We start from the raw sequence: 25,803 nt of genomic DNA, 5'->3' as shown, positions 1-25,803 counted from the left end.
GGTTGCTGCGCTTGCCCCCACCCCGGCCCTCCCCCGCTGGGCGGGGGAGGGTGCCTTTTGCGAAGCGGCGGCAGTCCCCTCCCCCGCCCAGCGGGGGAGGGTTAGGGTGGGGGCAAGTATCCCCAATCAACGACGGGAGGAAACCACCATGCAGTCGGGTGTCTACGAGTTCCTGGCGCAGGATCGCATCATCTACGGCCGCCCGGCGGCGGAGGCGGTGGCGGAAACCGTCGCCAAGCTGGGCAGCCGGCGCCCGCTGATCGTGGCGAGCCGGACGCTGAGCCGCGGGACCGGCGTCGTCGCCGCCATCCGCGACGCGCTGGGCGCGGGGTGCGCCGGTGTCTTCGACTCCTGCGTCGAGCATGTGCCGCGCGCCTCCGTCCTGGCGCTGGTCGAGGAGGTGCGGCGGCTGGAGCCGGACCTGATCGTCACCGTCGGCGGCGGCACCCCCATGGACACGGTGAAGGTCGCCCTGGTCGCCTTGGCCGAGGGCATCACCGACACCGCCGGATTCGACGCCGTGCGCATCCGGGTCGCCGAGGATGGAACCCGCATCGTCCCGCCGGTGAAGGACCCGCCGCTGCGCCAGATCATCGTGCCGACCACCCTGTCGGGGGCGGAGTTCTCCAACCTGGGCGGCGCCACCGACCCCGACCGACGGGTCAAGGATCTCTACACCGGGCGGTGCATCGGCGGGCAGGTGGTCATCCTCGACCCCGCCGTGACCGTCCACACGCCGGAGCGGCTGTGGCTGTCCACCGGCATCCGCGCCGTCGACCACGCGGTGGAGACAATCTGCTCCCGCAAGCCCCAGCCCTTCACCGACGCGACCTGCCTGCACGGGCTGGCGATGCTGGCGCGCTCCCTTCCCGCCAACCGGGAGAGGCCGGACGATCTCGACGCGCGGCTGGACAGCCAGCTCGGCGTCTGGCTGGCCTCGACCGGGCTGGGCCGGGTGGAGTGGGGGGCCAGCCACGGCATCGGCCACCAGCTCGGCGCCGTCGCCAACGTGCCGCACGGCCATTGCTCCTGCGTCATGCTGCCCAGCGTGCTGCGCTGGAACCACCCGGTGAACGCCGACCGCCAACGGCTGGTGGCGCGGGCGCTGGGGCGGGAGGACGGCGACGCGGCGGCGGCGGTCGCCGATCTGGTGCGCGCCCTGGGGCAGCCCGACAGCCTGCGGGCGGTCGGCGTGACGCGCGACCATTTCGCCGCCATCGCCGCCGGGGCCATGCAGAACATGATGGTCCGCAGCAACCCGCGGCCGATCACCGGGGAGGACGACGTCCGGGCAATTCTCGAACTGGCCTGGTGACCGGCACGCGCCCTCACTCTGCGGCACCACTCTGCGGCACCACTCTGCGGCCCGAACGGCCCCGCCCCTCCCGGCGGGGCCGTTTTGCGTTCGGGATGTGGAGGGGAGAAGCCGTGCAAAATGACTATGGGGGTATGCATTCCAAACAATGCAAAGGTCAGACAATTCGTTTGACCAACAATATTTGCGCACCCATAATCTTCATAGAAAATAGAATTCTCAATAGAGAACGGAGAGCGCGCCATGCTCACCGACGACCAGGACCGGGAGTCCTTCACCCTTTCGACGACCTTCAACGCCGGCAAGCCGGTCGGCGCGGTGGTCAGCGCCTTCGCGATCCTGCGTCATCTGGCGGCGCAGGACGGGGCGGTGTCGAGCGCGCAGGTCGCCCGCGCGCTCGGCCTCAACCCGAGCACCTGCTTCAACATCCTGAAGACCCTGGCCGCCGAGCGGGTGGTCCAGTTCGAGGAGGTCGGCAAGGCCTACCGGCTGGGCGCCGGGCTGCTGGAGCTGGCGGGCAGCGCGCTCGATCAGGTCGGCTACACCCGTTTGCTCCATCCGGAGCTGGAACGGCTGGCCGCCGCGTGGCAGACGCCGATGACGGCGTGGCTGCGGGTCAGCGACCACCGCGTCATGCTGGTGGATCAGGCGGTGTCCAGCTCGGCCATCCAGATCCACATGCGGATCGGCCACCGGTTGCCGCTGCTGGTCGGGGCGCTGGGGCGCTGCATGGCGGCGCACGCCGGCCTGCTGGTGGAGGAGATGCGCCGCCAGTACGCCGCCATCCGCCAGGACAACCCGTCGCCCTTCGAGCAATTCCTGGCCGAGGTGGAGGAGGCGCGGGCCGCCGGCTACGCGGTGGACCGCGACGGCTTCACGCGCGGCGTGACGACGGTGTCCAGCCCGATCCTCGACGCCGAGGGCCGGCCCTTCCTGGCGCTGTCGGCGGTCGGGCTGACCGCGCAGTTCTCCGACGAGCGGGCCGCGGCCATGGCCGCCGACCTGCGCGACACGACGCGGCGCCTCGGACGGCTGCTCGCTGGGCCGGGCCGGGCCGCCGCTCCCCTTTCCCCACGGGAGACCACGCGATGACCCCAGTGATCTCCGGCGCCGCCGACACCGCCGTCGGACGGCTGGAGGGCAGCGGCTGCATGGCGCTCCACGCCGAAGCGGCGTCCGCCGCCCTGGCCGACGCCGGCCTGCGGACGGACGAGGTGGACGGCGTGCTCTGCGCCTATTCGCTGGCCGAGCCGCATCTGATGCTGTCGTCGGTCTTCAACGAGTATTTCGGCATGGCGCCCTCCTACAGCGCCGCCGTCCAGGCCGGCGGGGCGACCGCCTGCGCGCTGGTGATGCAGGCGGCGGCGCTGGTGCGGGCGGGGATCTGCCGCAACGTGTTGGCGGTCTGCGCCGACAACCGCCTGACCGGCCTGGGGCGCAGCGGCGCCGTCGCCGCGCTGGCCGAGGTCGGGCACCCGCAGTTCGAGCGCCCCTACGGCATGTCGATCCCCGCGGCCTACGCGCTGGTCGCCCGGCGCTGCATGTTCGAGCGCGGCGTCACGGCGGAGCATCTCGCCGCCATCTCCGTCACCCAGCGCGGCCACGCGCGCCGCCACCCCAACGCCCAGGCCCGCGACCCGCTGACCATGGAGCAGGCGCTGTCCGCCCGCATGATCGCCGACCCGCTGCGGCTGTTCGACTGCTGCCTCGTCTCGGACGGCGGGGCCGCCCTGGTGATCAGCGCCGCCGACGCGGCGGCCGACCGCAGCGACCGCGCGGTGTCGATCCTCGGCCACGGCCAGATGAACACGCACGAGCACGCTTTCGCCATGCCCTCGCTGACCGATTTCGGCTGCCGGCAATCGGCGGCCCAGGCCTTCGCCATGGCCGGGCTGACCCCGGCGGACATCGACGTGGCCGAGATCTACGACAGCTTCACCATCACCCTGCTGGCCGAGCTGGAATCCATCGGCTTCTTCCCGAAGGGGGAGGCCGGTCCGGCGATCCTCGACGGCGCGCTGGAACTGGACGGCGTCCTGCCCTGCAACACCCACGGCGGGTTGCTGTCCTACGGTCATTCGGGGGCGGCGGGCGGCATGTTCCACATCGTCGAGGCGGTGCGGCAATTGCGCGGCGAGGCCGAAGCCCGGCAGGTGGCCGGGGCGGAGACCGCCTTCGTCCACGGCGACGGCGGCATCCTGTCGGCCCACTGCTCGCTGATCCTGGGGAGGGCCTGACGATGACCGCGACCGATCTCAAACCCGCCCCGCTGATCACCGCCGACACCCGCGCCTTCTGGGACGCCTGCGCGGAGGGGGTGCTGACCTATCAGCGCTGCGCCGCCTGCGGGCATGTGCAGTTCCCGCCGCGGCCCTTCTGCACCGCCTGCCGGGCCGATGGGCCGGTGGCCGAGCGGTCCAACGGGCTCGGCACCATCCACAGCTTCACCATCGTCCACCGGGCGCCGACCCCGGCCTTCAAGGCGGACGTGCCCTACGCGCTGGCGCTGGTCGATTTCGACGAGGGCTTCCGCCTGATGGTCAATCTGCGCGGCTGCCCGCCGTCGGACGCCCGCATCGGCCTGCGCGTCCGCGTCCTGTTCGAGCCGCTGGCCGGCGGCGGCGCGCTGCCGCAGGTCCGGCCCCTGGTGGAGTGAACCCAACCCTTCGGGAGGGACCATCCATGCATCTGTTCGACACGCTCCGGGAGGGCGCCGCCTTCGGCGCCCAGGAGCTGCACCTGTCCGACGCCCTGATGGAGCGCTGGACCAGCCTCTACCCCGACGACCCTCCGGACGGGCGGATGCCCGCCGGGATGATCGCGGTGGCCAGCATGAGGGCCTATTCCAGCCTCGTCGTGCCGCGCCCGCCGGGCAACATCCACGGCTCCCAGCGTTACGAGATGCTGCGCCGCCCGGTGGTCGGGGAGCGGCTGACCACCCGCATCGCCTGCGCCGGAAAGGAGCTGAAGCGCGACCGCCGCTGGGTCCATTTCGACACCGAGACGGTGGGGGAGGACGGCACCCCCTGCTTCCGCGGCCGCATGACCATCCTGTGGGCGGCCTGACCATGGCGGACGGGACGACCCCCATCGACCGCCTGACCCCGGTCACCAAGCGGATCGACCGCGCGGCGATCCGGCTCTACGCCGAGCTGACCGACGACTTCAACCCGATCCACGTCGATCCCGATTTCGCGGCGGCGACGCCGATGAAGGGCATCATCGCCCACGGCCTGCTGTCGGTGAACCTGCTCTGGCAGTCGGTCCGCCGCAGCCTGGGCGAGGCGGCGGTGTCCGACGCGACGCTCGACATCCGCTTCCTGCGCCCGGTGCGCGAGGACGACGTGGTGACCGCGGGCGGCCAGCGCCGCGCCGAGGGGGACGGCTACGACGTCTGGATCGACAACCAGCATGGCGAGACGGTGATCGCCGGACGCATCCTGCACGGGGCGGGGAGGGCGCCGTCATGACCGGCACGCTTCTCGTCCGCGACGACGGCGACCTGCGGCGCATCACCCTGAACCGGCCCGAGAAGATCAACGCGCTCGACACCGCGACCTTGCGGGCGCTGGCCGAGGCCGTGGACGGCGCGCCCGCCGCCGGGGCGGCGCTGGTGGCGATCGACGGCGCCGGGCCACGCGGCTTCTGCGCCGGCGGCGACGTGGCCGAGATGGCCCGCGGCGCCGAGGCCTTCGCCGCCCAGGAAGAGGCGCTGCGGGCCGCGATGCAGGCGCTGCACGGCTCGGCGGTGCCGGTGATCAGCGTGGTCCATGGCCGGACGATGGGCGCCGGCTGCATCGTGGCGTGCCTCAGCGACCTCGTGCTGGGCGCCGAGGACGTACAGTTCGGCTTTCCGGAGATGCGCTTCGGCCTTTATCCGGCCTTCGTCCACGCCGCCCTGACGGAACGGCTGCCGGCGGCGCTGGCCTTTCAGATCCTGGTGGGGGGCCGGATGATGGACGCGGCGGCGGCCTACGGCTTGGGCTTCCTGACCGAGATCCTGCCCGCCGACGGCTTCGCCGACGCGGCGGAGGCGCGCATCTCCTACTACCGCGACCGGCTGGACGCCCTGGCGGCGGGCCGGCGCATCCTGCGGATGGAGAACCGCCCGTCGATGGCGGAAAAGACCGCGCGGCTGGCCCCGCTGTTGGCCGAGAACCACGCGGCGCCGTCGGTCCGGCGGCTGCTGTCCGGTCTGTCCTTCGCCCGCTGAGGGGCGCCCGCTGACTGTCTTTCGAAACGGCAACGAGTCCCGCCAACGGGACCGCGTCACCCCCGAACAACGGATTCCTGGGAGGGAACGATGTCGAAACGCACCCTGTTCGCCGCGCTCGTGCTGACCAGCGCGCTCACCGGCGGCGCCGCCCTGGCCGCCGATCCGGCGGTCTACAAGATCGGCGGCATCTTCGCGATGACCGGCGCCTCGCCCCATTACGGCAAGGTGATGAGCGCCGGGGCGCAGCTCGCCGTGGACGAGATCAACGCCCAGGGCGGCATCGACGGCATCAAGCTGCAACTGGTCATCGAGGACCACAAGAGCGGCAGCGCCCAGGCCGCGGTCGCCGGGATGAACCGGCTGATCGACGTCGAGGGGGTGAAGGCGGTGCTGCCCTCCTTCTCCACGGTGACGCTGGCCACCATGCCCATCGGCGACCAGAAGAAGGTGATGATGATCAACGGCGGCGGGGTCAGCGCCCAGACGGTCGGCACCTCCCCCTACATGTTCAACATCCGCTCCATGGCGTCGGACCTGGCCGCCGGCATCGCCCACCGCGCGGCGGAGCAGGGGGCGAAGAAGCTCGCCCAGATCGCCATCAAGTCGGAGTTCGGCGACGCCACCATCGCCGCCACCACCAAGGCGTGGGAGGGCATGGGGCTGAAGATGGTCGCCGCCGAGCAGTTCCAGGCCGACGCCGCCAACATCGACACCCAGGTCGCCAAGCTGCGCGCCTCCCAGCCCGACGCCATCGCCAACTGGCCGACCACGCCGCAGGCCGGGCTGGCGGTGAAGCGCATGCGCGAGCTGGGCATGAAGCAGCCGGTCTACTGCATGGAATGGACCGCCGAGGACACCAAGGTCGCCGGCAAGCACGCCGAGGGGGTGGAGGTCGTCACAGACTACTTCGCCGCCACCGACGAGAACCCCTGGTCCAAGCGCTTCGCCGACGCCTACAAGGCGAAGTTCGGCGAGATGCCCGACTTCTACGCCGCCAACTACTACGAGGGCGTCTATGTCGTCGCCGAGCTGATCCGGCGGGCAAAGGCCAAGGGCGGCGACTACTACAGCGGCGAGCGTCTGGTGCAGGCGCTGTGGGAGAACCCGACCTTCGACAGCGTCTATGGCAAGACGCTGACCTTCCGCAAGAACGGCGTGGCGCAGAAGCCGGTGGCGGTGTTCCGCCTGGAGAACGGCGAGCAGACGTTCGTGAAGTTCACCTCGGGCGACTGATCGTCGGTCCGCCCGACTTAGCCCTCTCCCCTCTGGGGAGAGGGGGAAAAATCAGGAGCGCCATTCCATGGACTTGCTCATCCAACTGACCCTGAACGGTCTGTTCAACGGCGCGCATTTCGCCCTGCTGGCGATGGGTTTCGCGTTGATCTTCGGGACCACCGGCGTCGTGCATTTCGCCTACGGGCCGGTCTACGCCGTCGGCGCCTACGCCATCTGGGCGCTGGCGGCGCTCGCCGGGCTGCCCTTCTGGGCGGCGGTGCTGCTGGGGATCGCCTTCACCGCGGCGCTCGGCGTCAGCTGCTACCTGTTCATCTACCGCCCGTTCGAGATCAGCGGCAGCCCGCCCTTCGTCGTTCTGGTGGCCTCGCTCGGCCTGTTCATCGTCATGAAGAACCTGATCGGCATCGTCTTCGGCACCGGCGTCAAGACGGTCGACAGCGTCGCCTACGACGTCCATTTCGTCGGCAACGCCTTCTTCACCACGGTGCAACTGGGGCAGGTGGCGGCGGCGCTGCTGGTCGGCTGCGGCATCGCGCTGTTCCTGCGGGCCAGCCGCTACGGCAAGGCCATCCGCGCCATGGCCGACAACCGCGAGATGGCCACCGTCATCGGCATCGACACCACGCGCCTGTCCATCCTGGTCTTCGCGCTGGGATCGGCGGTGTCGGCGGTGGCCGGGGCGCTGGTCCTGCTGCGCGACGGGCTGAACCCCAACATGGGCTTCGGCGCGGTGTTCGTCGCCTTCGTCGCGGTGATCGTCGGCGGGGTGGGGTCGCTGCGCGGGGCGGTGATCGCCGCCTTCCTGCTGGCCTTCGTGCAGAGCCTGGGCATGTGGCAGATCCCCACCGAGTGGCAGAACACCATCGTCTTCGTGGTTCTGTTCGGGTTCCTGCTCGCCCGCCCCTCCGGCATCGTCCGCCGGGCTTGAGGGGGGAACAGGTCCATGGAATATCTCGCCCACATCCTCGTCATGGTCTGCCTCTACGGCATCCTGGCGACCTCCTTCAACCTGCTGATCGGGTTCGGCGGCATCTTCGCCCTGGCCCACGCCACCTTCTACGCCAGCGGCGCCTACGCCGCCGGCATCCTGGCGACGAAGCTCGGCATCGGCTTTCCCCTGACCCTTCTGGCCGGGGTGGTGGTGACCGCCGGCATCGGCCTGCTGGTCGCCTTTCCCGCCATGCGGGTGGGCAGCCATTATCTGGTCGTCATCACGCTGGCGCTGCAGGCCATCACCATCGACGTGCTGATGAACAGCAAGCCGCTGACCGGCGGGCCGGACGGCATCGCCGGCATCCCGCCGGTGTCGCTGTTCGGCACGGCGCTGACCAGCCCGGCGAGCTTCCTGCCTCTGGCCGCGGTGATGGCGGCGCTGTGCTGCGCCGTCGCCTGGAGGCTCGGCGCCTCGCCCTTCGGGCGCTCGCTGCGCGCCATGCGGGAGAACGAGGCGGCGGCCCAGGCGGTCGGCAAGAACCTCGTCCACATGAAGCTGGTGGTCTTCGCGATGTCGGCGGGGCTGGCCTCGGTCGCCGGGTCCCTGGTCGCCCACTACATCGCCTTCGTGAACCCGGAGTCCTTCACCATCGAGGAGACCATCCTCATCCTCGCCATGGTGATTTTGGGCGGCATGGGCAACCTGTGGGGCTCGCTGGCCGGGGCGGCGATCCTGGTGCTGCTGCCGGAGGGGCTGAAGTTCGTCCATGTGCCGGGCGACATCGCCGACATGGTGCGGCAGGTGATCTACGGCGTGGTGCTGATCGTCATCCTGCGGCTGCGCCCGGAGGGGCTGTTCCCCGAGACGGTGTTCCGCACCCCGACCGGGGCCGCGCGCTCCAGCGTTCCCGCCAACGGCCCGCTGTCGGGCGCCGTGGAGCGCGCGGCGGGCACGCCGGGCGAGGTGGTGGTCTCCGCGACCTCGCTGTCCAAGCATTTCGGCGGCATCCAGGCGGTCAAGGACCTGACCATCGACCTGAAGCGCGGCGAGATCGTCGGGCTGATCGGCCCCAACGGCGCCGGCAAGACGACCGCCTTCAACCTGCTGTCCGGCTTCCTGCGCCCGACCGGCGGCACCATCCTCTACCGGGGCCGCGACGTGACGAAACTGAAGCCGCACGAGGTGGTGGCCGCCGGGCTGGCCCGCTCCTTCCAGGACCTGAAGCTGTTCACCAAGCTGACGGTGGTGGAGAACATCCTGGTCTCGCTGCCCGCGCAGCCGGGCGACCGTCCGCTGGACGTCTACTTCCGCCCCGGCCTCGTCCGCCGGGCCGACCGCGAGAACGTCGCCCGCGCGCTGGAGATCGCCTCCTTCGTCGGGCTGCTCGCCAAGGCCGACGAGACCGCCGCCAACCTGTCCTACGCCGAGGAGAAGCTGCTGGTCATCGCCCGGCTGCTGGCGACCGGGGCCGACGTGCTGCTGCTCGACGAGCCGCTGTCCGGCCTCGACACCGTGACGGTGGAGCGCATCTGCGGGGTGATCCGCGATCTCGCCCGCGCCAACAAGGCGGTCTGCATCATCGAGCACAATCTGGAGGTCATCCGCGGCGTCTGCGACGAGATCGTCTTCATCGACGAGGGGCGCGTGCTGACCAAGGGACCGCCGGACACGCTGATGCGCGACCGCGAACTGGCCGAGAGGTATTTCGGATGACCGAGATTCACACCATGCCGATCGCCGAACCCATCCTGGAGGTGCGCGGCCTCAGCGCCGGCTACGGCAAGCGGGCAGTGGTCCACGACATGGACCTGACGGTGCGGGCCGGCGAGATCCGTGTGCTGCTGGGCCACAACGGGGCCGGCAAGACGACGCTGGTGCGCTCCGTCTTCGGGCTCCTGCGGCCGACATCCGGGACCGTCCGCTACCGGGGGGAGGACATCACCCGGCGGCGCTGCGCCGACAACGTCAAGGCGGGGATCGCGCTGGTTCCGCAGGGGCATGGCATCTTCCGCAGCCTGACGGTGCGCGAGAACCTGGAACTCGGCGCCTACACCGCCAACGACCCGACCGAGATCCGGGCGAACCGCGACGCGGTGATGGACCTGTTCCCGATCCTGCGCGAACGCGCCGGCCAGATCGCCGGCACCATGTCGGGCGGGCAGCAGCAGATGCTGGCGATGGGCATGGCGCTGATGCACCGGCCCGACGTGATGATCCTCGACGAGCCGTCCATCGGCCTCGCCCCCAACCTCGTCCAGCGCGTCATGGAGGCCATCGCCGAGGTCAACCGGGCGTTGCGCATGGCCGTGCTGATGGTCGAGCAGAACGTCGTCCACGCGCTGCCCATCGCGCAGAGCGTCACCGTGCTGCGCACCGGCCGCAAGATTTACGAGGGCGCGCCCGAACCGCTGGGCGACCGCCAATACCTGATGACCCTTTTCTGAAGACTTCCGCACAGAAGGACGAAATCATGGCCCGTCAGAAGATGCTGATCGTGGGGGCGCTGGGGACCGTCGGCCGCCCGATGCTGGAGCATTTCGAAGCCTCCCCGGACTGGGACGTCTGCGGCGTGTCGCGCCGCACCCCGGATTTCGAAACCACCGCCGAATGGGCCGCCGTCGATCTGCGCGACCCCGACGACTGCCGCAAGCTGCGCGAGATCAAGGGCGTCACCAACATCTGCTACACCGCCGTCTACGAGAAGCCCGACGTGACGCGCGGCTGGTCGGAATGGGACCATGTCGAGACCAACCTCGCCATGCTGAAGAACGTGGTGGAGAATGTCGAGGCGGTGTCGCCCAACCTGCGCCACATCACGCTGTTGCAGGGCACCAAGGCCTATGGCGGCCATCTCGGCCCCTTCCGCCAGCCGGCGCGCGAGAGCGACAAGCGCTACATGCGTCCCAACTTCTACTACGACCAGCAAGACTGGATTGCCGAGCGCCAGCAGGGCAAGGAATGGAGCTGGAGCGTGCTGCGCCCGCAGATCGTCTGCGGCCTCGCCGTCGGCAGCCCGCTGAACATCATCACCGCCATCGGCGTCTTCGCCGCCGTATCGCGCGAATACGGGCTGCCGCTGCGCTTCCCCGGCGGGGCGTCGCGCATCGGCGAGGCGACCGACGCGCGGCTGATCGCCAAGGCCGCGGAATGGGCGGGCACCAGCCCGCAATGCGCCAACCAGGTCTTCAACATCGCCAACGGCGACGTCTATGTCTGGGAGAACGTGTTCCCCAAGGTGGCGGAGCTGTTCCGCATGGAGCTGGAGCCGGCGCAGCCCTTCTCGCTGGCCCGCATCATGCCGCAGAACGAGCCGATCTGGGACCGCGTGGTCGCCAAGCACGGTCTCAAGCCCTACAAATACACCGAGGTCGTGCCGTCCTGGCAGTTCGCCGACTTCCTGTTCGGCTACGGCCAGCGCCCCAACCCGCACCACATGAGCACGATCAAGGCGCGCAAGCTGGGCTTCCACGAGTGCGTGGACAGCGAGGAGATGTTCGTCGATCTCCTGCAGGAGCTGCAGAAGCGGCGCATCCTGCCGGAATGAGGGAGGGGCGACATGAGGGGAGGCGCCGCATGACCATCACGCGCAAAATCCACGGCGTTCCGGTGCAGTGGGAAACCCTGCCGGCGGTGGTCGCCGCCCGCGCGGCGCAGCACGGGGATGCGCCCCGGCTGACCGTCGCCGGGCGGGCGATGAGCTACCGGGAACTGGACGGGGAGTCCGCCCGTGTCGCCGCCAACCTGCACCGGCTGGGGGTGCGCAAGGGGGACCGGGTGGCCTGCTTCCTGCGCAACGCGCCGGAGCATCTGCTGACCTGGGTCGCCGCCGGCAAGCTGGGGGCGATCTGGGTGCCGCTGAACGCCGGTCTGGTGGGCGAGGACCTCGTCCATACCCTGACCAACGCGACGCCCGCCGTCCTGGTGGTGGACGGCGAACTGGCGGAACGGGTGGAGGCGGTCGCGGACCGGCTGCCCCGCATGCGGGTCTATGCGGTGGACGACGGCGAAGCGGGGGCCGGCGGTCGCTTCCCCGCCTTCGCCGAGCTTCTGGAGCCGGGTTACCCGCTGCCGGCGGTGGAGGTGTCCGGCGGCGATCCGGCGGTCATCATCTACACCGGCGGCACCACGGGCCTGCCCAAGGGCGCGCTGCTGCCGCATTTCGCCTGGATCGCGGCGGGGATGCGCTACGTCGAGGCGTTCGAGACGAAGCCGGACGACGTCCATTACTCGATCCTGACGCTGTTCCACGTCGGCGGGCTGATGCTGGGGGTGATGGGGCCGATGGTCGCCGACATCCCCACGGTGATCGACCGGCGCTTCAGCGGCAGCAGCTTCTGGGCGCGGGCGCGGGAGACCGGGGCGACCATCGTCGATCTCATCGGCACCATGATCACCGTGCTGACCGAGCTGCCGGAAGGCCCGGCGGACCGCGACCACCGGGTGCGCGTCTCGCTGGGGGTGACCGGGCAGATCCCGCCCGCCGTGGCCGACCGTTTCGTGGAGCGGTTCGGCGTCGGCTTCGTCAACGTCTATTCGCTGACCGAGACCGGCGGGGTGCTGATCGTCAACAACCGGATGGACTCGCCCAAGCCGCGCGCCAACGGGCTGACCCACGGCTGGGCGGAGGTGACCATCCTCGACGAGGACGACCAGCCGGTGCCGCCCGGCGTCACCGGCCAGATCGCCCTGCGCCCCCGCTACCCGCACATTTTCATGTCGGGCTATTTCAACGCGCCGGAACGCACGCTGGAATGCCTGTCGAACCTGTGGCTGCACACCGGCGATCTCGGCCATCTGGACGCGGACGGCTATCTGCACTTCACCGGCCGTCAGGCCCACTGGCTGCGCCGCCGCGGCGAGAACGTGTCGGCCTATGAGGTGGAAAGCGTGCTCAGCCGGTGTCCGGGCGTGCGCGAGGTCGTGGTGGTCGGCACCCCGTCCGAGAAGGGCGAGGAGGAGGTGAAGGCGTTCGTCATCCGCGAACCGGGCAGCGGCGTGGAGCCCGCCGCCATCGCCGCGTGGTGCGAGGGCCGCATGGCCGCCTTCAAGATCCCCCGCTTCATCGCCTTCGTGGAGAGCTTTCCCCGATCCGTGACCAAGCGCGAGGTGGAACGTCACAAGCTGCGCGCGCTGCCGAACGACGGAACCTGGGACCGCGAGGCCTTGCCGTCGGGATGATGCCTCGTCACCAATAGGGTCGACTTTGCGACGGAGCCGCCTAAACCATTGTCTAGGTGCGTCCTACCGAAATGTTGCGGCGGCTTCTCTCTGTCTAATGGTGCGTGGCATGGGGCCGCGTCTAACCTCTGTCGGAGCACAGGCGGCGGTCCGCCGGCATGTCGACGGAGACACCGATGGCCCCGGACCATCAGAGCAATCTTCATCTGCGCTACATCCCCGTGCCGCAGGAGCCCGAGGTGCTGGTCCTCCGGTCGCCCCGTGGAACGGCCGGGGTCGCGCGGGTGCGCTGCCTGAGCGGGGGCATCGGCCGCTTCCGCCGTCCGGAGCGCGAGGACGCCTTCCTGGTGAGCCATCATCTGTCGAACTTCCATTCCGACATCCGGGTCGATGGTGTGCTGGTCGAGAAGCCCGGCAACATCGCCGGTCTGACCTCCATCCACGATTACCGCCGCACCATCGACTGCCACATGCATTCGGCCTTCGACACGCTGACCTTCCATCTGCCCCGTTCGCTGCTGGAAAGCGTCTGCCCGGACGGCCGCGGCGTCCGGCTGGACGATCTGGCGATCGAACCCAGCCGTCCGCTGAAGGACCCCACCGTCTCGGCGCTGGCGTCGGCCATGCTTCCGGCCCTGACCTGCCCGGAGCGGATGAGCCTGCTGTTCCACGACCACCTCTGCTCGGCGCTGGCGGCCCATCTCGTCACCGCCTATGGGCGGATGAGCGGCGGCGGGCGTGGCGGAACGCTGGCCTCCTGGCAGGAAAGGCGGGTGAAGGACATCATCGCCGCCAACCTCCACGGGGACATCCGGCTGGCCGACCTCGCCGCCGAATGCCGGCTGTCGGTCGGCCATTTCGTCCGCGCCTTCCGCCGCACCGCCGACACGACGCCTTACCAATGGCTGCTGCGGCAGCGGGTCGAGCAGGCCAAGACGCTGATGCGCGAAGGGTCCCGGACGCTCGCCGACGTGGCGCTGGCCTGCGGCTTCGCCGATCAGAGCCATTTCACCCGCACCTTCAGCCGTCTCGTCGGCGTCTCGCCACGGCATTGGCGGCGAGGGCATGCGGCTTCCACGGTGGCGACGGCTTCATCCCTCTCATCCCTCTGCCCGCCGGCCAAGGCGCCGGGCGTAGACAAGGATGTCGATGCCCAGCGCCGACACCAGGGCGACGGCGCCGCATAGGAAGACCGCGGCGTAGTTCCCCCCGCTGTGGGCGAAGAGAGAGGAGTAGCCATAGCCTGCCAGCGCCTGGAACAGGGCGAAGGCGGTGGTGGCCCGGCTCCAGGCGGCGCGCTGCTCCGACGGGCTGAGCGGCAGCAATTCGTGAATGCGGCCCAGCACCAGCGGAACCACGCCCGGAGTCAGGGCGCCGATGACCACCGTCGCGACCCCGACCACCAGCGGATGGCCGCTGATGGCCAGGGCGGCGACGGCGACCGCCTGGAGCAGCAGCGCGGTGCGGTAGGCCGCGGCGTAGCCGATCCGGTCGGCCAACGATCCGGCGGCGACCGGTCCGGCCACCGACGCCGCGCCGTAGAGGACCCAGCAGAGAGCGCCGACGTCCGCGCCGTGATGCAGGCCGCGGGCGACATAATCGACCAGCAGCAGCATGACCGGCACCAAGCCCAGCGCGTTCAGCGCGTACTCGGCGTAGAGCGCGCGGAGAGCGCGCCCTTCGTGCCGCGGAGCATGGTCCACCGGGGCGGCGGCGGCGGCCTGCGGCGGGGCCGACGGCGGCCAGCCGAACCAGGACAGGGCGGTCAGCAGCAGCGACAGGCCGCCCAGCCCCAGCCATGTCTCGCGCAAGCCCAGCCGCATCAGCGCCGGCACGGCGGTGCCGGAGGCCGCGATCCCCAGCCCGATGCCGAGGAAGATCATGCCGCTGACGAAGCCGCGCCGCGCCGCCGGGACGTGGGGCAGGATGCTGGTCGCGACCAGGACCATGATGCCGCCCCCGGCCAGCCCGGAGACGAAGCGCCAGCCGAAGAACCAGCCGGTCGACAGCGGATAGGCGCAGGCGATGAAGGCGAGCGAGGCCGTCAGCATCAGCACCCGCAGCAGCGCCCGGTTCGGCAACAGGCTGGCCACAGGCCGGCCGAGCAGGGCGCCCGCCAGATAGCCGGCGAAGTTCGCCGCACCCAGCGTCACCGCGTCGGCGGCGGAGAACCAATGGGCCTCGATCAGCGACGGGACCAGCGGCGTGTAGGCGAAGCGGGCCAGCCCGACGGCGACGAGGCTTCCCGCCATGCCGGCGAGGGTCGCCATCCAGGCGGCGCCGTCGAGGCGGTCCATGGCCGCGGTTGCGGAGATCCTGCTCATGGGCGTGCGTCCCTGTTGGCGGCACCGCCGCTGCGGTCCGCCCCGTTGATCGGGATGAGGTGGGGAAGGAGGGAGCCGGTCGGGCGGTCAGGAATCCGGCATCGGCGGCAGCCCCAGGCTGGCCAGGGCGGCGCGCGCCGCCCCCTCCAACAGGTCGCGTTCGGGGCGGATGCGGGCCAGGACGCGGATGCCCAGCAGGCAGGAGAAGAGCAGACGCGCCGCGTCGTCGTCGGGGATGCCGGCCGGGATCGCGCCGCTCCGCCGCCCGGTGACGATGCAGCGGCGGAAGAAGTCTTCGATGGTCGTCAGTTCCGCGTTCAGGAAGTCGCGCAGGTCGGGGTCGTCCGGCGTGACCTCCAGCGCGGAGTTCACCAGCAGACAGCCGCGCCGGCAGCCGTCGCCGAGCGACCGTTCGATGCTCTCCCGCAGGAAGCCGGATATGGCGAGGGCCGGCGATGCCGCCGCCTCGTGCCGGGCGATGCGGGCGCGCAGCGACCCGTCCAGGTAATGCTCCAGGGCGCGGCGGAACAGCGCCCGCTTGTCGCCGAAGGCGTTGTGCACGCTGGCGAGCGTCATGCGCATGCTGTCGGCCAGCTCGCGGGTGGAGGTCGCCTCGTACCCCTGGGTCCAGAAGCGGTCCACCGCCGCGTCCAGCACCGCCATCTCATCGAATTTCCGCGGCCGAGCCATGGGTCCCGCCTTCCGAGCCGGTGTTTTAGATCATGTGATCCAAAATACGCCCGGTGACATGGCGGTCAAGGGCCTTCGCCGTCGCGCGGACGCAGGACTGACCTGCGCCGCCGCCGCGCCGCTAGGTTCTGTTCTCAAAGGCTGTGAGGGTTTGGCTGTGCCCTGTTGAAGGGGGATGGCACGATCTGAACTGAGCGATGAGCAGCTTCAGCATTTGCTGGAGTTGCTTCCGCCGGAACGCCCGTGGACGGGCCGGCCGGCGCGGGACCTGGAGCGCACCGTGCGGGCGATCCTGTGGGTGAACCGCACCGGCTCGCCCTGGCGCGATCTTCCGGCCGAGTACGGTCCCTGGCAGACGGCGGCCAACCGCTTCTACCGCTGGCGCAAGGCCGGGGTATGGGAGCGCGTGTTGGAACTGGTTCAGGCCGAGGCGGATGAGGCCGGCAAGTTGGACTGGAGCCTGCACCAAGTCGACAGCACAGTGGTCCGCGCCCACCAGCACGCCGCCGGCGCAAAAGGGGGCAGTTGAACCAAGCGCTTGGCCGCTCGCGCGGCGGCTTCTCAACCAAGATCCACCTGCGCGCCGACCGCCACGGCCAACCGCTCGCTTTCGTGCTGAGCCCCGGTCAAGCCGCCGACCAGAGCGCGTTGACGGTGCTGATGGAGGCGGTCGCAGTGCGCCGAGTGGCAGGTGGACGACCGCGGGAAAGACCCGAGCGCGTGGTCGCTGACCGCGCCTACTCCAGCCAAGCCATCCGCCGCTACCTGCGTCGGCGCGGGATCGGGGCGGTGATCCCACAGCCCTCCAGCCAGAAGCCCTGTGCTCTGGTGGATTGGGCCGCCTATCGCTCCCGCAACGCCATCGAGCGCCTGATCAACCGCCTCAAACAGTTCCGTCGCATCGCCACCCGATACGAGAAACTCGCCGCCAACTACCTCGCCATGGTCCACATCGGGGCTATCCGACTATGGCTCAGGGTTTGAGAACAGGACCTAGTCCAATGGCTTCAGCTCGCCCAGCAGGGTCGGCAGCAGTTCGGCCACCGTGGGGTGGATGTGGACGGCGCGTTGCAGGGTGGGGTAGGGCGCCTTGGCGTACATCATGTCCAACACGCCGTGGATGGCCTCGTCGCCGCCGGGGCCGAGGATGGCGGCGCCCAGGATCTCCCGGCTGTCGGCATCGACGACGATCCGCATGAAGCCCTGCGTCTCGCCCTTCTCGACCGCGCGCCCGACGCGCGTCATCGGCCGCATGCCGACCAGCGCGCGCCGGCCGGAGCGGCGGACCGCCTCGTCGGTCATGCCGACGCGGGCGAGCGGCGGGTCGGTGTAGAGGGCGTAGGCCTGGATGCGGTCGTCCACGCTGCGCGGGTCGCCGTCGAGCAGGTTCGCCGCGACGATCTCGAAGTCGTTGTAGGCGGTGTGGGTGAAGGCGCCGCGCCCGTTGCAGTCGCCCATCGCCCAGATGCCCGGCACGGTGGTGCGCAGCGTCTCGTCCACCGTGATGTAGCCGCGGGCGTCGGTCTCCACCCCGGCCCGGTCGAGGCCGAGGTCGTCGGTGTTGGGCGCGCGCCCCACCGCCAGCAGCGCGTGGCTTCCCACCACCGACGGCGCGCCGGAGGCGCAGGTCACGCCCACCTCCACGCCGTCGTCGTGGGGGGCGAAGCGGATGCAGTCGGCCGACAGGCGGACCGTCACGCCTTCCGCCTCCAGCAGGTCGCGGATCGCCGCGGAAACATCGGGGTCCTCGCGCGCGATCAGCCGCTCGCCCTTCTCCACGACGGTCACCTCGGCGCCGAAACGGCGGTACATCTGCGCGAATTCCAGGCCGATGTAGCTGCCGCCGACCACCACCAGATGCCGCGGCACGCGGTCGAGGTCGAGGATCGTGCCGCTGGTCAGGATGCCGACGTCGCGCACCCCCGGCATGTCCGGCACCGCGGCGCGGGCGCCGACGTTGATGAAGATGCGCTCCGCCGTCAGCACCTCGTCGCCGACGCGCACGCTGTTGGGGGATTCGAAACGGGCGTGGCCCTGCAGAACCCGGCAGCCGGGCATGCCGCGCAGCCAGCGCTCGACATTCTGGCGCGACCGGCCGGAGACCGCGTCCTTGCGCGCCTTGACCTGGGCCATGTCGACGCGCACCGGGCCGTCCAGAACCACGCCGTATTCGGCGGCGCGCTGCGCCATCCGGGCCACGCGGGCGCTGGCGATCAAGGTCTTGGTGGGGGTGCAGCCGGTGTTGACGCAGGTGCCGCCGAACAGCTTGCGTTCGACGACCGCGACGGTCATGCCGGCGGCGGTGAGGCGCCCGGCGAGCGGTGGCCCGGCTTGGCCGGCTCCGATGATGATGGCGTCGACCATGGCGCGCTCCTGCAGCCGGACCTTGGGAGTGGCGGACCGCCGCCGGCGGGATGCCGGCGCCGATCGGGCCGCAAGCAAAGCTAAGTGTGGCCGGCGGCCGGTCAAGATCGGGCGATCCGTCGGCGGAGTCCCCCTTGGCGGCGGAATGCCGCTACCATGGGCGTCGAGGGAGAGGGGCCGATCCATGGAACTCAGCATCGATCATCTGACGGAAGCCGGTTCCGGCAGCCGCGTCCTGGACAGCGACGGGGAAAGCCGCCTGCTGCGCGTGACGCGGCCGGACCAGCCCTTTCCCATCCTCGCCCGCATGGCGGTGACGGTTCCGAACGATCAGGCCGGACGCTTCGACGACGCGCTCGACCGGTTGCGGCGCGAGCACGCCCTGTCCCGCCGGCTCGACCCCGCCTGGGCGGTCAAGCCGCTCGATCTTCTGCAGCATGGCCATGTCCCGGTTCTGACCCTCGCCGATCCGGGTGGACAGCCGCTGTCGGCGCTGCCCGTGCCGGCGATGCCCTTCCGCCAGCGGCTCGCGCTGGCGCTCCGCATCGCGGAGACGGTGGCGCACCTGCACCGCCGCGGCCTGCTGCACGGCGATCTGCGGCCGTTCAACCTGCTGGTCGATGATGACGGCGCGGTGCGCCTGACCGGCTTCGGCCGGGCCTTCCCCGTGCCGGTGCCGCCGCTCCACCCCGCCGGGCGGCCGGACGCGCTGCTGCCCTACATGGCCCCCGAACAGTCGGGGCGGACCAGCCGGCCCGTCGACCAGCGCAGCGACCTCTACGCGCTGGGCGTCACGCTCTACGAGCTGTTCACCGGCGCGCTTCCCTTCGCCGCGTGCGATCCCATGGAATGGGTGCACAGCCATCTCGCGCGGGCGCCGATCCCACCCACCCACCATGCGCCCGACCTGCCCCCCGCCATCGCCGACCTCCTGCTGCGGCTGCTGGCCAAGATGGCGCAGGACCGCTACCAGACCGCCGACGGCCTTGTCCGCGACCTTGCCCACGCCCTCCGGCTTTGGGACATGGAGGGCCGCATTCCCGCCTTTCCGGTCGGCCGGCGCGATCTGCCGGAGGGGTTGGTGCCGCCGCCGGGCCTTTATGGGCGGGACGAGCCGACGGCCACCCTTGAGGCCGCCTTCGAGCGGGTCGCCGCCCGCGGCCGGATGGGCATCGTCCTGATCGCCGGCCGGTCGGGGGTCGGCAAGTCGGCGGTCGTCCGGACGCTGGAGGAGCGTGTGGTGCCGCCGCAGGGTCTGTTCGCCGGCGGCAAGGTCGACCAGGGCGAGCACGACCTTCCCTATGCCAGCCTGGCGGACGCCTTCCGCGGGCTGGTCACCCGCATCCTGGCGCTGCCGGCCCCGCATCGCGACCACTGGCGCCGCGCCCTGGCGGAGGCGGTGGGCGAGGGCGGTGCCCTGATGACCGCGCTCATCCCGAATCTCGCCCTGCTGATCGGCGCGCAGCCCGCCGTGCCCCCCTTGCCGCCGCGGGAGGCCCAGAACCGCTTCGACCTGCTGTTCCGGCGCGTGCTGCAGGTCTTCGCCCACCCCGACCATCCGCTGGTCCTGTTCCTCGACGACCTGCAATGGCTGGACGGTGCGACGCTGGACCTGCTGGACCGGCTGGTCGCCGACGGGGGCGTGGGCCATCTGCTGCTGGTCGGCGCCTACCGGAGCGACGAGGTCGGCGGCGGCCACCCGCTGGAGGCGCTGATGCGCCGGATTCAAGCGGCCGGCGACGCGATCGATTGCGAGCGGATCGCGCTGGGACCGTTGTCCCCCGACGATCTGCGCCGCATGGTCGCCGACACGCTGGACCGCAAGCCCGACGCGGTGGCGGCCCTCGCCGCACGGCTGCAGGAGCGGACCGGCGGCAACGCCTTCTTCGTGGTCCAGCTGCTGAGCGCGCTGGAGCGCTCCGGCCATCTGTGGTTCGACCGCGACGCCAAGCGCTGGGACTGGGATCTGGCGGCGGTGGAGCGGGCGCCGGGTGGCGCCGGCATCGCCACGCTGATGGGCGAACGGCTGGCCCGCTTCCCGGCGCCGGCGCGCGACCTGCTGTTCCGCCATGCCGCGCTCGGCGCCGCCGTCCGGCTGTCCACCCTGGCCCTGGCCGCCGGCCTGACGGAGGAGGAGACCGCGCGCCGACTGGAGCCGGTGCTGGCCGAGGGCCTGATCCTGCGCACCGGGGACGGAGTCCGCTTTCTCCACGACCGGGTGCAGGAAGGCGCTTACGCCCTGGTGCCGGAGGACACGCGCGGGGCGCTCCACCTCGGCATCGCCCGCGCGCTGCATCGCGGCTTCGCGGGCGACCTGACGGGGGAGCGGCTGTTCGCCCTGGTCGGCCAGTACGATCGCTGCCTCCCGCTGATCGGGTATGGGCGCGAACGGTCGGAGGTGGCCGCCCTTCATCTCGCCGCCGGCCATCAGGCCAAGGCCGCCAGCGCCCACGGTTCGGCGCTGGCCTATGCGTTGGGCGGCCTGCGTCTGCTGGAGGGCGGGGGGGATGGGCGGCGGGACGGCCGGCTGGCCTTCGCGCTGGAGCATCTCCAGGCCGAGTGCGAGTTCCTCTGCGGCGACCTGCAGCAGGCGGAGCGACGCCTGCTCGCCCTCGCCGGCCGGGCCGAATATCCGGCGGACCGCGCCGCGATCACGGCGCTGCTCGTCACCGTCCACACCGCGATCGACCGCAGCGACCGCGCCGTCGACTCCTGTCTGGCCTATCTGCGGGGGGTCGGGATCGATTGGCCCGCCCACCCGCCGGCCGCCCTGGCGGAGCAGGAGTATGAGCGGCTGCGGGCGGCCATCGGCGACCGGCCCATCGCGTCGCTGGCGTCGCTGTCCACCGTCGCCGATCCCGACAGCCAAGCGACGCTGGACGTGCTGGCCGCCGCCCTGCCACCCGCCTTCTTCAGCGACCGCAACCTCGTCTGCCTGATCCTCTGCCGGATGGCCAACCTGACCCTCCGGAACGGGCGCGGCGACGCGTCCGCCCTGGGCTTCGCCTATCTCGGCATGATGGCCGGCCCCTGTTTCGGCGACTACGCCGCCGGCTACGACTTCGGCCGCCTCGGTTACGATCTCGCGGAGCGGCAGGGGCCGACGCGCTACCGGGCGCGGGTGCTGATGACCTTCGCCTATCACGTCGTCCCGTGGACCCGCGACATCCGCAGCGAGCGCGCCCTGCTGCTGCGCGCCTTCGAGGAGGCGCGGGAAGTCGGCGACGTCACCTACGGTGGTTTCACCAGCGTCACGCTCGTTACCAGCATGCTGGCGTCGGGCGATCCGCTGGCGACGGTCCAGCGCACGGCCGAGGCGCGCCTCGCCTATGTCCGGCAGGTCAGGTTCGGGCTCTGCGCCGACATCCTGACCACCCAGCTCCAACTGCTGCGCGCCCTGCGCGGCCAGACCGACGCGATCGGCGGCTTCGATGCACGGAAATTTGGCGGCCAGGGCTTCGACAACGCCGCCTTCGAGGCGCGGCTGCTCGCCAACCCCAGCCTGGACATCGCCACCTGCTGGCACTGGATACGCACCCTCCAGCTCCGTTGCATCGCCGGGGAGATGACGGCGGCGGTCGAGGCGGCGGAACGGGCGGAGGGGCTGCTGTGGACCACGTCGGGTCATTGGGAGATGGCGGAGTTCCACGTCCACGCCGCCCTGTCCCGGGCCGGGGCGATGGACGACGCCCCTGCGGACCACCGCGCCCGCCACGCCGCGGCGCTCGACCGGCATCTTGGCCAGCTGCGCGACTGGGCGGTCCACGGCCCCGACAGCTTCGACGCCCGCCTCGCCCTCGTCGAGGCGGAGGCGGCGAGGACCCAGGGGCGGACGGAGGACGCGATGCGCGGCTACGACCGCGCGGTCCAGGCGGCCCGGCGCAACGCCCTGCCGCATGTCGAGGCGCTGGCCCATGAATGCGCCGCCGGCCACTACCGCCGGCTGGGGCTGGCGACGCTGGAGCGCGCCTGCGTCCGCGACGCCGCCGAGGCCTACGCGCGGTGGGGCGCCACCGCCAAGGTGCGGCAGCTCGCCCGGCGTTATCCATCCCTCGCCCTGGAAACGGTCGAGCCGGCCCCGCCGGAGGCTCCGCGTGGCTTCGACGGCATCGATCCGGCGGCGCTCCTCGGGACGCTGCGCGCGGTCTCCGAGCAAGCGGGCGTGGAGCAGCTCACCACCACCCTGCTGACCCTGGTCCTGGAGCATGCCGGCGCCAGCCGCGGTCTGCTGATCCTCGCCCGCGGCGACGGGCTGCGGGTGGAGGCGGAGGCGACGACCGGGCTCTACGGCGTGTCGGTCCGGCTGGTCCGCGAGGATGCCGAGCGCATCCCGCTGCCCCACGCCATCGTCCACGGCGCGATCCGCGACCAGGAGGCGGTGATCGTCGACGACACCCGGGCGTCCGGCCCCTTCTCCGCCGATCCCTATTTCCGCCAGACGGAGGCGCGGTCCATCCTGTGCATGCCGCTGCTGCGCCGCCGCCGCGTCGTCGGTCTGCTGCATCTGGAGAACGCGTTGGCCACCCATGCCTTCACGCCGCAGCGGGTCAACGTCCTGACGCTGCTCGGCGCCCAGGCCGCGGCGGCGCTGGAGACCGCGACGCTGGACGAGAAGGAGGCGCTGCTGAAGGAAATCCACCATCGGGTGAAGAACAACCTGCAACTCGTCACCAGCCTCCTCAACCTCCAGGCCCGCCGCGTCGAGGACGAGGCGGTCGCCGCCCTGTTCGCCGACAGCCGCGATCGCGTGCGCTCGATGGCGCTGGTGCACGAGAACCTTTACCGCCTCGGCAATTTCGCCCGCGTGCCGATGCGCGAGCATCTGGAATCGGTGTGCGCCCACCTGCTGCGCGCCTATTCCCGGCAGGCCGGCGCGGTGCGGCTGGAAACCGCCATGGACGACCTGCAGCTCGACCTCGACCGCGCGGTGCCCTGCGGCCTGATCGTCAATGAGCTAGTCTCCAACGCCTTGAAGCACGCCTTTCCGGGGGGGCGGGGCGGGGTGCTGGGCGTGGTCCTGGCGGTGGACGGGCGGGAGTGCCGGCTGACCGTCCGCGACGACGGCGTGGGCTTGCCCGGTGGTTATGATCCCGATAGGATGGACACGCTCGGTTTCCAGCTGATCGCGGACTTGACCGCTCAGTTGCACGGTGCGTTGGAATACAACCCCAGCACAGGAACAGAATTCGTCGTTGCCTTTCCCTTGAAGGGGCGCAATCGGGGAGATGAATGATCGCGGCTCGTATCCTGATCGTTGAAGACGACCGCATCGTCGCGCGTGATATTCAGCATCAGGTTTCCCGAATGGGGCATGTCGTGGTCGGCCTGTCGGCCAGCGGCGAGGAGGCGGTGCGGCTGGCCGGCAGCCATCAGCCCGATCTGGTCCTGATGGACATCCGCCTGGACGGGGAGATGGACGGGATCGAGGCGGCGCGCCGGATCCGCGAGGCGCAGCGCATACCCGTCGTCTTCCTCACCGCCTACGCCAACGACGAGATCGTGGAGCGGGCCAGCCGGACGGAGCCCTTCGGCTATCTGCTGAAGCCCCTCGAAGAGCCGCAGATGCGCACCGTCATCCAGATGGCGCTCTTCAAGCAGGCCAGCGATGCCAGGCTGCGGATGAGCGAACGGCGCTACGCCGCCACGCTCGCGAGCATCCGCGACGGGGTCATCCTGTGCGACCGCGACGGGCGCGTCGAATTCATGAACCGGGTGGCGGAAACGATGACCGGCTGGACGGCGGCGGACGCGGCCGGGCAGCCGCTGACCTCCGTCTTCGTCGCCGTGGACGAGGAAACCCAGGAGCCGCAGGAGGATTTCTCCGCCCTCGTCCGGCGCAGCGGCGCGCACGCCCCGCCGGACCGGCTGTCCCGCCTGCTGCCCCGCGGCGAAACGGCTCCGGCCCGGCCCGATGCGGCCGCGGCCGAGATGACCGGAATCGTGGTGGAGGAGCGCTGCTCCGCCATCATCGACGACCGCGGCGAGGTGGCCGGCGCCATCCTGGTGTTCAGCGACCTGACCCAGCGCCGCCGCATCGCCGAGGCCTTGCGCAAGGCCCAGGCCGACCTCGCCCATATCGGCCGGCTCACCGTGATGGGGGAACTGGCTGCCGCCGTCGCGCACGAGGTCAACCAGCCGCTGATGGCGATCATCACCAACGCCGGCACCTGCCTCCAGCACCTGTCGCAGCCGGAACCCGACCTCGGCAAGACCCGCGCCGTGGCGGAGCGGATCGTGCGCGACGCCCAGCGGGCCGGCGACGTGGTCCGCAGCATCCATGCGCTGGCGCGGCGGACCCCGGCCGATCCGGGATGGGTCGACATGAACGCCCTGATCGTCGAGACGCTGGCGCTGGTGCGGGCGGAGCTGCGCCGGGCCCGCATCGCCGTGGAAACCGATCTCCAGGCGGGTCCGCCCTGGGTCCATGGCGACCGGGTGCAGCTGCAGCAGCTCATCCTCAATCTGGTGATGAACGCCATCGAAGCGATGGCCGCCTCCGACCGGCCGCCGCGGCGCCTGCGCATCGCGACCGGGAGCGGCGACGGCGGGATCGGCGTCCGCGTCGAGGACAGCGGGCCGGGCATCGCGGAGGCCGATCCGGATGTCCTCTTCCGCGCCTTGTACACCACCAAGCCCGGCGGGCTGGGCATGGGGCTCTCGATCAGCCGGTCCATCGTGGAGCTGCATGGGGGGCGGTTGACCGCGACGGCGGGCACGCCGTGCGGGAGCGTGTTCGAATTCGTGATCCCGGTATCGCTCGGAGAGACGTGATGGGGCGCAAGGCCGCCGAGGAAACGGTGACCGTGGTGGTCATCGACGACGATGCAGCCGTCCGCGAAGCGCTGGAGGGGCTGCTCGACTCCGTCGGGCTGCCGGTCCGGAGCTTCGGGTCGGTGCAGCAGTACATCGACCAGCAACCGGCCATCGACGTCGGCTGCATGGTGCTGGACGTGCGGCTGCCGGGGCGCAGCGGGCTGGATTTCCAGGCGGAGCTGGCGCGCTGCGGCAACAGCCTTCCGGTGATCTTCATCACCGGGCATGGCGACGTTCCGATGTCGGTCCGCGCGATGAAGGCGGGCGCCTTCGAATTCCTGACCAAGCCGGTCCACCACCAGCATTTGCTGGACGCGATCCACGCCGCCATCACCCGCCACGGCGAGCGGCGTGACCAGGAGCGCAGCCTCGTCACCCAGCGCGCCCGCTTCGACACGCTGACCGCGCGCGAGCGCGAGGTCGCGATGATGGTGGTGTCCGGCCGGCGCAACAAACAGATCGCCGGTGACCTGGACCTCAGCGAGGCGACGGTGAAGCTGCACCGCGGTCAGGCCATGCGCAAGATGGGGGTGAGGTCCGTCGTGGATCTGGTGCGCATCGTCGACAGCCTGGTGCCCGACCACGCCCCGTGACGCCGCCGGGCCAGGCGCGCCGGAGTCGAACAGGGGCGCGGTGCCCGGACGCAACCGGGCACCGCGGATCTTGGTTGTTCGGCGGGGGGCTGTTCGGTCAGGGACTGTTCAACCGGGGGCCGTCCGACCGGTTCGTCCGG

The 25,803-nt window shown here is 71.0% G+C and carries 20 protein-coding genes and 1 pseudogene; 18 read left to right on the top strand and 3 right to left on the bottom strand.

What is annotated here, in order from left to right; all coding sequences use genetic code 11:
- Positions 1-148: 148 nt before the first annotated feature.
- The 14 genes from TSH58p_RS01445 (at position 149) to TSH58p_RS01380 (ending at position 14,066) form a co-directional block, all read left to right on the top strand.
- Positions 149-1,315, top strand: coding sequence for an iron-containing alcohol dehydrogenase (locus TSH58p_RS01445; protein ID WP_109469055.1), 1,167 nt, complete (start codon positions 149-151; stop codon positions 1,313-1,315).
- 243 nt (positions 1,316-1,558) lie between these two features.
- Positions 1,559-2,407 (top strand): IclR family transcriptional regulator, encoded by an 849-nt coding sequence (locus TSH58p_RS01440; RefSeq protein WP_109469054.1) that lies wholly within the window; start codon positions 1,559-1,561, stop codon positions 2,405-2,407.
- Entirely contained in the window at positions 2,404-3,552 is a 1,149-nt protein-coding gene (locus TSH58p_RS01435) for a thiolase family protein (RefSeq protein WP_162600003.1), read from the top strand. Before TSH58p_RS01440 ends, TSH58p_RS01435 begins: the two co-directional genes overlap by 4 nt.
- 2 nt (positions 3,553-3,554) lie before the next feature.
- The gene (locus TSH58p_RS01430; RefSeq protein WP_109469053.1) at positions 3,555-3,971 is read left to right on the top strand and encodes a Zn-ribbon domain-containing OB-fold protein; all 417 of its coding nucleotides are present in this window, start codon (positions 3,555-3,557) and stop codon (positions 3,969-3,971) included.
- A gap of 26 nt (positions 3,972-3,997) precedes the next feature.
- On the top strand, positions 3,998-4,381 hold the full coding sequence (locus tag TSH58p_RS01425) for a MaoC family dehydratase (RefSeq protein ID WP_109469052.1): 384 nt from the start codon (positions 3,998-4,000) through the stop codon (positions 4,379-4,381).
- Positions 4,382-4,383: 2 nt separating this feature from the next.
- A complete protein-coding gene (locus TSH58p_RS01420) occupies positions 4,384-4,785 on the top strand; it encodes a MaoC family dehydratase (protein WP_109469106.1) in 402 nt (133 codons plus the stop codon).
- Positions 4,782-5,528, top strand: a complete 747-nt coding sequence (locus TSH58p_RS01415; protein ID WP_109469051.1) for an enoyl-CoA hydratase/isomerase family protein — start codon at positions 4,782-4,784, stop codon at positions 5,526-5,528. Before TSH58p_RS01420 ends, TSH58p_RS01415 begins: the two co-directional genes overlap by 4 nt.
- 90 nt (positions 5,529-5,618) lie before the next feature.
- Positions 5,619-6,764 carry an ABC transporter substrate-binding protein gene (locus tag TSH58p_RS01410; protein ID WP_109469050.1) on the top strand — a complete coding sequence of 382 codons (1,146 nt, stop codon included), beginning with the start codon at positions 5,619-5,621 and terminating at the stop codon, positions 6,762-6,764.
- A gap of 67 nt (positions 6,765-6,831) precedes the next feature.
- Complete coding sequence (locus tag TSH58p_RS01405) at positions 6,832-7,695, top strand: branched-chain amino acid ABC transporter permease (RefSeq protein ID WP_109469049.1); 864 nt, start codon at positions 6,832-6,834, stop codon at positions 7,693-7,695.
- 15 nt (positions 7,696-7,710) lie between these two features.
- Positions 7,711-9,414, top strand: coding sequence for an ATP-binding cassette domain-containing protein (locus TSH58p_RS01400; protein WP_109469048.1), 1,704 nt, complete (start codon positions 7,711-7,713; stop codon positions 9,412-9,414).
- Positions 9,411-10,145 carry an ABC transporter ATP-binding protein gene (locus TSH58p_RS01395; protein WP_109469047.1) on the top strand — a complete coding sequence of 245 codons (735 nt, stop codon included), beginning with the start codon at positions 9,411-9,413 and terminating at the stop codon, positions 10,143-10,145. Before TSH58p_RS01400 ends, TSH58p_RS01395 begins: the two co-directional genes overlap by 4 nt.
- A gap of 26 nt (positions 10,146-10,171) precedes the next feature.
- Positions 10,172-11,245, top strand: coding sequence for an SDR family oxidoreductase (locus TSH58p_RS01390; protein WP_109469046.1), 1,074 nt, complete (start codon positions 10,172-10,174; stop codon positions 11,243-11,245).
- A gap of 29 nt (positions 11,246-11,274) precedes the next feature.
- Positions 11,275-12,879 carry an AMP-binding protein gene (locus tag TSH58p_RS01385; protein WP_247874332.1) on the top strand — a complete coding sequence of 535 codons (1,605 nt, stop codon included), beginning with the start codon at positions 11,275-11,277 and terminating at the stop codon, positions 12,877-12,879.
- A gap of 176 nt (positions 12,880-13,055) precedes the next feature.
- A complete protein-coding gene (locus TSH58p_RS01380; RefSeq protein ID WP_109469045.1) occupies positions 13,056-14,066 on the top strand; it encodes an AraC family transcriptional regulator in 1,011 nt (336 codons plus the stop codon).
- On the opposite strand, the gene TSH58p_RS01375 is transcribed toward TSH58p_RS01380, so the two are convergent.
- Together TSH58p_RS01375 and TSH58p_RS01370 are read right to left on the bottom strand one after the other, a co-directional pair.
- Positions 13,980-15,203 carry a YbfB/YjiJ family MFS transporter gene (locus tag TSH58p_RS01375; RefSeq protein ID WP_109469044.1) on the bottom strand — a complete coding sequence of 408 codons (1,224 nt, stop codon included), beginning with the start codon at positions 15,201-15,203 and terminating at the stop codon, positions 13,980-13,982. The genes TSH58p_RS01380 and TSH58p_RS01375 overlap by 87 nt on opposite strands.
- 87 nt (positions 15,204-15,290) lie before the next feature.
- Positions 15,291-15,893, bottom strand: a complete 603-nt coding sequence (locus tag TSH58p_RS01370; RefSeq protein ID WP_109469043.1) for a TetR/AcrR family transcriptional regulator — start codon at positions 15,891-15,893, stop codon at positions 15,291-15,293.
- 175 nt (positions 15,894-16,068) lie between these two features.
- Here TSH58p_RS01370 and TSH58p_RS01365 point away from each other — a divergent pair.
- Positions 16,069-16,877: pseudogene (locus tag TSH58p_RS01365) on the top strand (IS5 family transposase).
- A gap of 9 nt (positions 16,878-16,886) precedes the next feature.
- Here the strand turns inward: TSH58p_RS01365 and TSH58p_RS01360 are convergent.
- A complete protein-coding gene (locus TSH58p_RS01360; protein ID WP_109072723.1) occupies positions 16,887-18,257 on the bottom strand; it encodes an FAD-containing oxidoreductase in 1,371 nt (456 codons plus the stop codon).
- Between the two features lie 184 nt (positions 18,258-18,441).
- On the opposite strand from TSH58p_RS01360, the gene TSH58p_RS01355 reads away from it, so the two are divergent.
- The 3 genes from TSH58p_RS01355 to TSH58p_RS01345 are packed head-to-tail and all read left to right on the top strand — an operon-like array spanning position 18,442 to position 25,663.
- Positions 18,442-23,490, top strand: coding sequence for an AAA family ATPase (locus TSH58p_RS01355; RefSeq protein ID WP_109072724.1), 5,049 nt, complete (start codon positions 18,442-18,444; stop codon positions 23,488-23,490).
- Positions 23,487-25,028 (top strand): response regulator, encoded by a 1,542-nt coding sequence (locus tag TSH58p_RS01350; RefSeq protein ID WP_109072725.1) that lies wholly within the window; start codon positions 23,487-23,489, stop codon positions 25,026-25,028. Before TSH58p_RS01355 ends, TSH58p_RS01350 begins: the two co-directional genes overlap by 4 nt.
- Positions 25,028-25,663, top strand: a complete 636-nt coding sequence (locus tag TSH58p_RS01345; RefSeq protein ID WP_109072726.1) for a response regulator transcription factor — start codon at positions 25,028-25,030, stop codon at positions 25,661-25,663. Before TSH58p_RS01350 ends, TSH58p_RS01345 begins: the two co-directional genes overlap by 1 nt.
- Positions 25,664-25,803: the final 140 nt, after the last annotated feature.

It is taken from the genome of Azospirillum sp. TSH58, from assembly GCF_003119115.1.
Taxonomy (GTDB): Bacteria; Pseudomonadota; Alphaproteobacteria; order Azospirillales; family Azospirillaceae; genus Azospirillum.
Note: the sequence above shows the minus strand (reverse complement) of the source record. Positions and strands in the feature narration are given on the sequence as shown.

Bases quoted from the DNA above. Each gene is read 5' to 3' on its own strand.
- TSH58p_RS01445 (WP_109469055.1), top strand. From the start codon at position 149: ATGCAGTCGGGTGTCTACGAGTTCCTGGCGCAGGATCGCATCATCTAC.
- TSH58p_RS01440 (WP_109469054.1), top strand. From the start codon at position 1,559: ATGCTCACCGACGACCAGGACCGGGAGTCCTTCACCCTTTCGACGACC.
- TSH58p_RS01435 (WP_162600003.1), top strand. From the start codon at position 2,404: ATGACCCCAGTGATCTCCGGCGCCGCCGACACCGCCGTCGGACGGCTG.
- TSH58p_RS01430 (WP_109469053.1), top strand. From the start codon at position 3,555: ATGACCGCGACCGATCTCAAACCCGCCCCGCTGATCACCGCCGACACC.
- TSH58p_RS01425 (WP_109469052.1), top strand. From the start codon at position 3,998: ATGCATCTGTTCGACACGCTCCGGGAGGGCGCCGCCTTCGGCGCCCAG.
- TSH58p_RS01420 (WP_109469106.1), top strand. From the start codon at position 4,384: ATGGCGGACGGGACGACCCCCATCGACCGCCTGACCCCGGTCACCAAG.
- TSH58p_RS01415 (WP_109469051.1), top strand. From the start codon at position 4,782: ATGACCGGCACGCTTCTCGTCCGCGACGACGGCGACCTGCGGCGCATC.
- TSH58p_RS01410 (WP_109469050.1), top strand. From the start codon at position 5,619: ATGTCGAAACGCACCCTGTTCGCCGCGCTCGTGCTGACCAGCGCGCTC.
- TSH58p_RS01405 (WP_109469049.1), top strand. From the start codon at position 6,832: ATGGACTTGCTCATCCAACTGACCCTGAACGGTCTGTTCAACGGCGCG.
- TSH58p_RS01400 (WP_109469048.1), top strand. From the start codon at position 7,711: ATGGAATATCTCGCCCACATCCTCGTCATGGTCTGCCTCTACGGCATC.
- TSH58p_RS01395 (WP_109469047.1), top strand. From the start codon at position 9,411: ATGACCGAGATTCACACCATGCCGATCGCCGAACCCATCCTGGAGGTG.
- TSH58p_RS01390 (WP_109469046.1), top strand. From the start codon at position 10,172: ATGGCCCGTCAGAAGATGCTGATCGTGGGGGCGCTGGGGACCGTCGGC.
- TSH58p_RS01385 (WP_247874332.1), top strand. From the start codon at position 11,275: ATGACCATCACGCGCAAAATCCACGGCGTTCCGGTGCAGTGGGAAACC.
- TSH58p_RS01380 (WP_109469045.1), top strand. From the start codon at position 13,056: ATGGCCCCGGACCATCAGAGCAATCTTCATCTGCGCTACATCCCCGTG.
- TSH58p_RS01375 (WP_109469044.1), bottom strand. From the start codon at position 15,203: ATGAGCAGGATCTCCGCAACCGCGGCCATGGACCGCCTCGACGGCGCC.
- TSH58p_RS01370 (WP_109469043.1), bottom strand. From the start codon at position 15,893: ATGGCTCGGCCGCGGAAATTCGATGAGATGGCGGTGCTGGACGCGGCG.
- TSH58p_RS01360 (WP_109072723.1), bottom strand. From the start codon at position 18,257: ATGGTCGACGCCATCATCATCGGAGCCGGCCAAGCCGGGCCACCGCTC.
- TSH58p_RS01355 (WP_109072724.1), top strand. From the start codon at position 18,442: ATGGAACTCAGCATCGATCATCTGACGGAAGCCGGTTCCGGCAGCCGC.
- TSH58p_RS01350 (WP_109072725.1), top strand. From the start codon at position 23,487: ATGATCGCGGCTCGTATCCTGATCGTTGAAGACGACCGCATCGTCGCG.
- TSH58p_RS01345 (WP_109072726.1), top strand. From the start codon at position 25,028: ATGGGGCGCAAGGCCGCCGAGGAAACGGTGACCGTGGTGGTCATCGAC.